8 protein-coding genes are annotated in these 8,621 nt (G+C 51.9%); 1 reads left to right on the top strand and 7 read right to left on the bottom strand.

Going from position 1 to position 8,621, the window contains the following annotated elements; translation table 11 throughout:
• Positions 1-210: 210 nt before the first annotated feature.
• Positions 211-1,179, bottom strand: a complete 969-nt coding sequence (locus FPZ49_RS30280; RefSeq protein ID WP_144854096.1) for an aldo/keto reductase — start codon at positions 1,177-1,179, stop codon at positions 211-213.
• A gap of 197 nt (positions 1,180-1,376) precedes the next feature.
• Between FPZ49_RS30280 and FPZ49_RS30275 the strand changes: the two genes are divergently transcribed.
• Complete coding sequence (locus FPZ49_RS30275) at positions 1,377-2,318, top strand: aldo/keto reductase family protein (protein WP_144854095.1); 942 nt, start codon at positions 1,377-1,379, stop codon at positions 2,316-2,318.
• A 625-nt stretch (positions 2,319-2,943) separates the two neighbouring features.
• Here the strand turns inward: FPZ49_RS30275 and FPZ49_RS30265 are convergent.
• From FPZ49_RS30265 to FPZ49_RS30240, 6 genes are all read right to left on the bottom strand, one after another.
• Complete coding sequence (locus tag FPZ49_RS30265; protein ID WP_186446189.1) at positions 2,944-3,726, bottom strand: ABC transporter permease; 783 nt, start codon at positions 3,724-3,726, stop codon at positions 2,944-2,946.
• Between the two features lie 5 nt (positions 3,727-3,731).
• Positions 3,732-4,535: an ABC transporter permease gene (locus tag FPZ49_RS30260; RefSeq protein WP_144854101.1), complete on the bottom strand. Its 804-nt coding sequence runs from the start codon at positions 4,533-4,535 to the stop codon at positions 3,732-3,734.
• A gap of 2 nt (positions 4,536-4,537) precedes the next feature.
• Positions 4,538-5,515 carry an ABC transporter ATP-binding protein gene (locus tag FPZ49_RS30255; RefSeq protein ID WP_144854092.1) on the bottom strand — a complete coding sequence of 326 codons (978 nt, stop codon included), beginning with the start codon at positions 5,513-5,515 and terminating at the stop codon, positions 4,538-4,540.
• 372 nt (positions 5,516-5,887) lie between these two features.
• Positions 5,888-6,448, bottom strand: a complete 561-nt coding sequence (locus tag FPZ49_RS30250) for a HupE/UreJ family protein (protein ID WP_144854091.1) — start codon at positions 6,446-6,448, stop codon at positions 5,888-5,890.
• A 15-nt stretch (positions 6,449-6,463) separates the two neighbouring features.
• Positions 6,464-7,534, bottom strand: a complete 1,071-nt coding sequence (locus FPZ49_RS30245) for a hypothetical protein (RefSeq protein WP_144854090.1) — start codon at positions 7,532-7,534, stop codon at positions 6,464-6,466.
• On the bottom strand, positions 7,531-8,544 hold the full coding sequence (locus tag FPZ49_RS30240) for a ComEC/Rec2 family competence protein (protein ID WP_144854089.1): 1,014 nt from the start codon (positions 8,542-8,544) through the stop codon (positions 7,531-7,533). Before FPZ49_RS30240 ends, FPZ49_RS30245 begins: the two co-directional genes overlap by 4 nt.
• Between the last annotated feature and the right edge of the window lie 77 nt (positions 8,545-8,621).

Raw genomic sequence — 8,621 nt, 5'->3', positions numbered from 1 at the left:
GGGCAGTTCGTAATTTCAGGTCGAAAATATATAGTTTTTTCAGGCACAATTCGATCTTTTGGACGCATTAGAAACCCCTGTTATTAAAGTAATGGTTACCTAATTACTTCGATAAACAGGGGGCGAAAACCTTTAGTCGTATAGTTATTCCGCTGTAGAAAAAAAACAGCCCGCCGCCCTGGCAGACTGTTCCTTGTATAGCAAGCTCGTCTACTGCAAAATGGAATCAATCCGCCGCAGCTCATCCTCACTGAACTCCATGTTGTCCAGCAGCTTTAAGCTGTCCTCCAGCTGCTTTAGACTGGATACCGCCGTGACGACAGAGGTCATTTCCTTCAAGCGCAGAATCCAGGCCATCGCCATTTGCGCCAAGCTTTGCCCGCGCGCTGCCGCTACCTCGTCCAGCAATCGGATCTTCCTGAGCTCATCCTCGGTCGGCGGCTTCAGCTTGTTTTTCCCTGCGCGGGAATCGGTTGGAATGCCGTTCAAGTATTTGTTCGTCAAGAGTCCTTGCGCCAGCGGGCAATATGCCAAAAGTCCGATCCCGTGCTCTGCAGCCGTGTCCTTCAAGCCTTCTTCCAGCTTCCGATTGAACAGGCTGTAGTTGTTCATTTGCACGGTCAGCGGTGACCAGTTCTTCCGCTCCCTCAGCTGAACCGTTTCCGCGCTCCGCTCCGGCGAGTAAAAGCCGGATACCCCGGCGTACAGCACTTTGCCCTGCTGGATCAGCGTTTCGAGCGCGCCATGCGTCTCTTCCAGCGGCGTGTTCGGGTCCGGACGATGATGGTAAAAAATATCGAAATAATCGATCCCCATCCGCTTCAGGCTTTGATCGCAGGAGGCGATGATATACTTGCGGCTGCCCCAATCGCCGTAGGGTCCCGGCCACATGCGGTGCCCCGCTTTGCTGGCGATGACGATTTCGTCCAGAGGCAGCTCCCGTAAAATTTTCCCGCCGAGTACCTCTGCACTCCCCGCCGGTGAACCATAGTTGTTGGCGAAGTCAAAGTGTGTAATGCCCGCTTCAAACGCAGCATAGAACACCTTTTTCGCTGCCTCCTCCTCTTCGTAGCCGCCTACCGTTTGCCATGCCCCCAGTGAAATGACGGGCAGCTTCAAGCCCCACTTGCCGCAGCTGCGGTATTGCATTTTATCGTACCGGTTTGAATTCCAAGACATCGTACTTCATCATGCTCCCTTCAAATGGTTGGGGTTAGGCCCAATAACCACATTATAACACGTGTTATTACATTCTAATAGTCACTAACTTCAAGGTAACTAAATCAATAACTTTTCAGTCCTTACATGTTCCGGCCCCTTTTATCTATAATAGAAACGGAATACCATTCTACGAACCTACCAAGGAGGCTCATCCTATGAAATATCGGAAGCTAGGCAACAGCGGCTTGAAGGTCAGCGAAATCAGCTTAGGCAGCTGGCTCACGTACGGCGGTTATGTTGGCGATGATCCAGCGGTCCGTTCGATTGAGCAGGCATATGATCTCGGTGTGAATTTCTTTGACACAGCCAATATGTATGAACGGGGCGAAGCGGAAAAGGTGATGGGCAAAGCGCTGTCCGCCTACAATCGAGATTCTTATGTGCTGGCCACCAAAGTATTCAATAAAATGGGCGAAGGCCCGAATGATCGCGGTTTGTCCCGCAAGCACATTATGGAGCAGTGTGAAGCGAGCTTGAAGCGTTTGGGCACCGATTACATCGATATTTATTACTGCCACCGTTATGATCCGGAGACGCCGCTGGAAGAAACGCTCCGCGCCCTCGACGATCTCGTAACCCAAGGTAAGGTGCTGTACATTGGCGTTAGCGAATGGACACCGGCTCAAATCGTCGACGCGTATGCAATTGCCGATCGCCTGCTATTGGACAAGCTGATCGTCAACCAGCCGGTGTACAACATGTTCAACCGCTACATCGAAAAGGAAATTATTCCGCTCGGCCTGAGCAAAGGCTTCGGGCAGGTCGTTTTCTCCCCGCTCGCACAAGGTCTGCTCACAGGGAAATACCGCATCGGTCAGCCCATCCCTGCGGATAGCCGTGCCGCCAGTAAAAACTGGGATGAGAAGCGCCTGAATGACGCCGCACTGCAAAAAGTAGAGCAGCTAAGCCGCGTGGCGGATGAGCTCGGTATCCAGGTGTCCCAGCTGGCGCTCGCTTGGATTTTGCGTCAAAGCAATGTCGCCAGCGCCCTGGTCGGCGCAAGCCGCCCGGAGCAGGTCACAGAAAATTGCGCCGCCGTCGGCATCGAGTTGTCGTCGGATGTGCTTAGCGCGATTGAAGCGATTTTGCAGGGATAAGTTGGTTTGGCATGAAGGCAAAAGAAACCGTCCGGGAAAAATCCCAGACGGTTTCTTGACGTTCAGGCAGCTGCACCTAGCGCTTGCCGCCGCGTGTGCCACGGTTACCGCGAGTACCGCGATTACCACGAGTTCCGCGGGTACCACGAGTTCCGTGGGTACCGCGAGTTCCGCGAGTTCCGCGAGTTCCGCGAGTGCCACGGGTTCCGTGACTACCGCGTGATCCGCGAGTACCGCCAGTTCCACGAGTGCCACCAGATCCGCGAGTTCCACCAGATCCGCGTGTACCGCCGGTTCCACGAGAGCCATGCGATCCACGAGAACTGCGATGCTTACACTTGTCGCAGCAATCACATTTTTCGTCGTGGTCGTGATCACATTTTTTCTTGTCTTCGTCCTTCTTCTTGTCATCACATTTGTTGTGATCTTCTTTCTTGTTTTTACAGCCATAGAAAGGATCGTAGCCGAAGCCATAGCCACTAATACGAACTAGTTTTTTCATAGGATGTCCCCCCCTTTCTTGTCCAGATGATTCAATATATGAATCTTGCATTCGCTTTGACAGGGTTAATAGATTAGCCGCATAAAGAAAGGGCCCCGTGCGAATGCCGGAGCCCTTGAGTCATTATGATCCTGTTGAGCGGTAATGCCGCACGCCAAAGTTCCACACCAGCAGGCATGGTAGAATGAACAGCACGCCGGCCAGCGGCATGAGCATATACCAGACCCCGCCTCCCTGCGTTTTATCCAGCAAATACATGAGCGGCAAGTAGCTGACACAGCCAAAAGGGATGATGAAGGTGAAAAATAAGGTGACCCATTTTTCATAGATGTTGAGCGGGTATTTCGCCATCTCCCGGCCGCCGTCCGTCAGAATGTTGGCTACCTCCAGCCCTTGAATCGTCCAGAAGCACAGCGTCGCAGCAAGCATGAAAATTCCCGTAAAAATGAGCACGCCGCACACAATCATTAGCACTAACGTAATCACCTTCGGCACGGTCCAAACGACCGGTAAATTCAGCAAGGCCCACCCTAGCACGATGGAGCTTTGGAACAAGCGCCCGAAGCGGGTAAACTCAAACTTGGAGCCCAGCACCTGAAGTGCCGTGCTTCGCGGACGCACCAGCAGACGGTCGAAATCGCCGCCGCCCACGAGACTGGAGAACATATCAAACCCGCGCGAAAAGCATTCGGCAAGCGAAAACGCCATCCCGACGACCGCAAAGCACAACGCCACCTCGAAGAACGTCCACCCTCGCAGCTGTCCGAACTGTTTAAACATGAAGTACAGCCCGGCGAATACCGTGAAGGGGATAAAAAACTGTCCAAAGGTCAACAGCCAAAACGAGGTTCGGTACTGCAGCTGGGATTTGAAGTGAATGGACAAATATTTGAAATATAAGCTCACAAGCTTTAGCCTCCTTGAACCACAATTTGCCGCAGCGCCCGTTTTAAGCACCACTGTCCGACGGCTACCAGCACAACAAGCCACAGCAGCTGTACGAGAATTCCCCATTGCGCGTCGACCGGCGGGATTTGCCCTGAGTACACGCGGAACGGAAAGTCCGCCGTCCAGCGAAACGGCAGCAGATAGGTGATCATCTGCATCCAAGAGGGCATCAGCGGAACTGGAATGATCATCCCCGCCAAAAATTCACCGGCCACCGCGATGAGCAGCGTTGAGCCCGTAGGAGACATGGTCCAGAACACGGAAATGTAAATTAACATGGAGATGGCGACAATGACGAGCAATCCGAGCACGAGCGTGATGAGAAATAACACGAATGAGTAGAGCGTTGGGGGCGGGGTCATCCGGTAAGGCTCCGGCAAAATGAACACGATGATGAGAATCGGAAAGCAGCGGAGGATAGCGCTCGAAAGTCTCTGAGCCAGCAGCTTGGCGAACCAGAACGGGTAGATGCCGCACGGTCTGCACAGCTCATACGCAATGTTGCCGCTTGTGATCAGCTGAAAAATTTCCGTGTCGCGGAACCACAGCATAATAAAGGTGAGGAACACCTGCTGAAGCCACACATAAGCAACAAGGTTCGGAAGCGAGATGGGGGCCTGCCCCGTGCCTTGGCTGTAGAACGCCACAAATATCATGATGAAGATGAAGCCAAAAAACAGCTGAGTCGCCATGCCGGCCAAGGCGGCTGCACGGTACTGCAGGCCCATGATAAAACGCAGCTTCCAGACGGATAGGTAGGCAGCCATATTCATACTTGATACTCCTTATACAGCTGCACGATTAACTCCTCGACCGGCTTCGTCTCCACGGACACATCCAGCAGTGCCACTTGCTCGGACAGTCTCGAGATGATCGTGGCAATCTGCTCCTGCTCGATATCGACGCTGAACACAGCCCGCTCCGGTGACCATGAAAGCCGGAACGCTCCGGGGATATCAACCGGCTGTGCATGCTCGCAGAAATCCGCCGTAATGATGCGGTGCGTCCCGAAGCGGCTGCGCAGCTCGCTTAGCGTGCCGTCGTAGAGGAGTGTGCCTTTTCCGATCATGAGGATCCGGTCGGCCAGCGCCTCGATGTCGTTCATGTCGTGGGTCGTCAAGATGACGGTCACTCCCTTTTCTTTATTGATCGTCTTAATAAATTGGCGCACGGCGATCTTGCTGACGGCATCCAGTCCGATGGTCGGTTCATCCAGGAATAAAATTTTGGGACCATGCAGCAGTGAAGCAGCAATCTCGCAGCGCATCCGCTGTCCTAGACTTAGCTGACGGACGGGCGTACGGAGAAGCTCTTGCAAGCCGAGGGATTCGGTCAGCAGCTGAAGATTGGCTTTGTATTCTGCAGCCGGTATTTTATAGATGTCACGCAGCAGCTCGAAGGAATCGATCACCGGGACGTCCCACCAAAGCTGGGAGCGCTGGCCAAATACGACACCGATGTGCTTCACATATGCCGTTCGATCCTTCCAAGGCGTATAGCCCATGATGGAGCACGTGCCTTGATCCGGCATGAGAATTCCGCTCATCACCTTGATGGTCGTCGATTTCCCCGCGCCATTCGGGCCGATATAGCCGACGATCTCCCCTTCTTGGATCGAAAATGAAATGCCATGGAGTGCTTCCACAATCGTGTGCTCACGGACGAACAGCGATTTAACCGCCTGCCGTAGACCGGCCGACCGTTTGGCCACCTTAAACGATTTGCTAATACCTTGAAGTGCAATCATCGAACAAACCTCCTTCATTTGCGGTGCTAAAAAAATATATCGAAAATGGCAAAAAAAGTATAGACTTATAATTCAGCGTCAGTTATAATAATATTATAGAGGTCGAGGATACCTCATTTTAGTTAAAATTTATCTAAAATTGATATACGGCAAATAAACTTGTCGTTTCTTTCTTAAAATCGATCTAATAAGCACCTGCGAATGGATGTTCGCAAGGTGCTTTTCTTATTTCGTACGGCAGACACTACGAGAAGCCCCAGTCTTCATCCTAAGACCTAGGCTTCATTGTTCTAATACAGCAACAGGAGGCTCTTCTGAATCCCTTCGATTTTGGCTAGTGTAAAATACCGGCCTTCGATTGATGACGGAGACTTAGAGTGCGCCCATTCGAGCAACCACCCAATACAGCCCGATCAAGAAGATGCAAGCGGATACCCCACGGAAGAAGATGGGATAATATCCGCTTTTTTCGCGGAATCGAATCAGCATCGGCAGCAGTAGACCTACAATTAACAGCTGACCGAGCTCAATCCCCACGTTGAACGAAACGAGGGAAGTCGCCAAATAGCTCTGCTGAAATCCAACCTCACGAATCGCACTCGCAAACCCGAGCCCATGAATGAGGCCAAACACAAATGTCAACGCCCAGCGCCAGCGAAACGTTTGGATGAACACATTTTCGACCGCAATATAACAGATCGTCAGGGCTATGCCTACTTCAATCCATTTCGGGTAGACCGGAACCAGATGAAGCACGGCAAGACACAGCGTGAGACTATGCGAAATCGTGAACGCCGTTATAATTTTCAAAACCGCTCTAAACCGCTCCGCAATCACAATTAACCCGAGCAAAAATAGCAAGTGATCATACCCGGTAATGATGTGCTCCAGACCCAGATTGATGTACATAAAAATAACCGTAAATATGTCCATGACAGCTTTCCTCCTTCATTTCTGCGAATGCAGATCCGCCAAACGTTTCCGCCAAAAATATTGCTGCGCCCGCTGTTTAAGCCGACGGCTGCGAAGCAAGGGCTCGATGGTGAAATACAGCACATACAGCCCCCCTCCCCATGCCAAAGCAACCCCAAGGTAGAAAAACAAGAGGGAGATCACCTTAAACTGAGGATTTAGGTGCAGTTGGGACAGCAGTGAGACAGACCCAGTCCCCCATGCTGTTCCGAATAAAGCGCTCAAAACCCTCGGATACACGCCCCGCCCGGTGAACATCATATAACCCGCATACCCGAAGGCCAGCACCGCCGCTGCTGAATGGATATAGATAGCCCAAGAATGTGTCCCGAGCCGATCCATCGCGATGACACCAAGCAGCGTATACAAAATGCCATTCCCCAAAGCTATGCACGAAGCCTGGAACGTCGGAGCGGTAAGCATGAGAAACGCTAGAAGCAGCCAGCAAAATCCGCTGTAGAGCATCTGCTGCGCCCCCAGCACGATATAGTCGCCAATGAGGGGCAAATTAAACCGGAACTGGTCACTTGGTGAATAGTGGACGAGTCCCGTGCCTTTTTCCACTACCCAATGCTCCAGCAGCTGGTCCTGTGCGTCGTATAGCACCATATAATTTTGATGCGCTTCATCTACATCGTCAAAAATCATTGCATAATGGATCGTCAAATCCTCCACCGGCAACGGCGAAGTGAAGGTCATCATGATGCGTACCATGGGATCTTCCGTTTGCTCCTGGATGATCGTTTGAATGCTTTCGACTCTTCCCTCCATGGGCTGTTCACGGGAATACAGCTTTAAGTGGCTCAGTACATAGCTTTCGATCGAAGCCCTCTGTTTGGCCAGCTCCTCCTTTTCGATTTGCTGGTTGCCATTCGTATCGTATTGAAGCATCACAGGAAACGGAAACAGCTGCTCCAGCTCCACGCTGTTGTCGAATAAATGCATGTAGGTATAGCCGTTGTTGAAGTTGTGGGCACTGACTTTGCCAGCTGAATTACAAAGTAAAAAGGCCATAAGAGCAGCAAGCGAGATTACACGCCGGATCATTTGGTAGGCACCCGGTCTTTCTCGGTGATCACGTTCAACCTCTCCCCGTCCGAGGTGATCAGAATGTTCCCGTTCAGTCCTGTCGAGTACACAGCGGAGCCTTTCCTTTCATAGCGCTTCAATACATCCAGGCTGTTAAAAATGTTCGAGCTGAGCACCGTAATTTTCGGCGAAACGGTATCTACGAACGATGGCGACGAGGACGTGTTGTTCCCATGGTGAGGCGCATGAACAAAATCCGTATCGAGCTTATTGCCGTACAGCGCGATCAGCTCCGCTTCTCTATCCTTGTAAATGTCCGCAGGGAACAGGAACGTGTTGTTCTTATAGGTCATTTTCACGACCAAGGCATAATAATTGAGTGTCGCAGGATCGTAGTTGTGGATGGCCTCCGGCAGAACCCCTTTCTTGGGGCTGAGCACCTCGAATTTGACATCGCTTCCTAGCTCAAAGGTGTCGCCTTCCTCCAGCGTGCGGATCGGAATGCGCTTCTTCTCCACCTGCGTCATTACATTTCGGTAGGCGCCGGAAACAGTGTATTGGAAGTTTTCCATGTAATAGGCTTTGGCGTTTTTCACTTTCAGCACCTCAGCAAAGCCCCCGAGATGGTCAGAGTGCGGATGCGTATTGAAGGCGATATCCAGCGTCTGGATGCCTAATTGGTCCAAATAGCCGACCACCTGCTTGCCCGTCTCAGGAATGCCGGCATCCATCAGCATCGTCTGACCGTCCGGACTGGTGATCAGATAGCTGTCCCCAGTCGCCACCTTCAGATCCTTGAGGTTAAAGTACCGGATCGTCAGCAGGCCCTTATCTTTGGCCCGATCGAATACCTCTTTGGTACGCAGCGGTGCTTCTTCCTTCTTCTGCTCCTGAGCGGGCGCTCCAGCGGGTTCAACCGCAGTGGCGGTCTGCTTGGGCTCGATGTCCACCTTAGTCCAAGCCACTGCAATAAGCACCGCACTAATCGCTACGGCCGCCAGTATTTTTAGCTTTGTACCATGCTTCATGTGGTACCTCCTTAAAATAAAAAAGAGACGAAGGATCTCCTTGGCCCAGCGATCCCATTAGCAGGATGCTCCTTGGA

It is taken from the genome of Paenibacillus cremeus, assembly GCF_007786445.1.
GTDB lineage: Bacteria > Bacillota > Bacilli > Paenibacillales > NBRC-103111 > Paenibacillus_G > Paenibacillus_G cremeus.
This window is presented reverse-complemented; position numbering and strand designations above follow the sequence as displayed.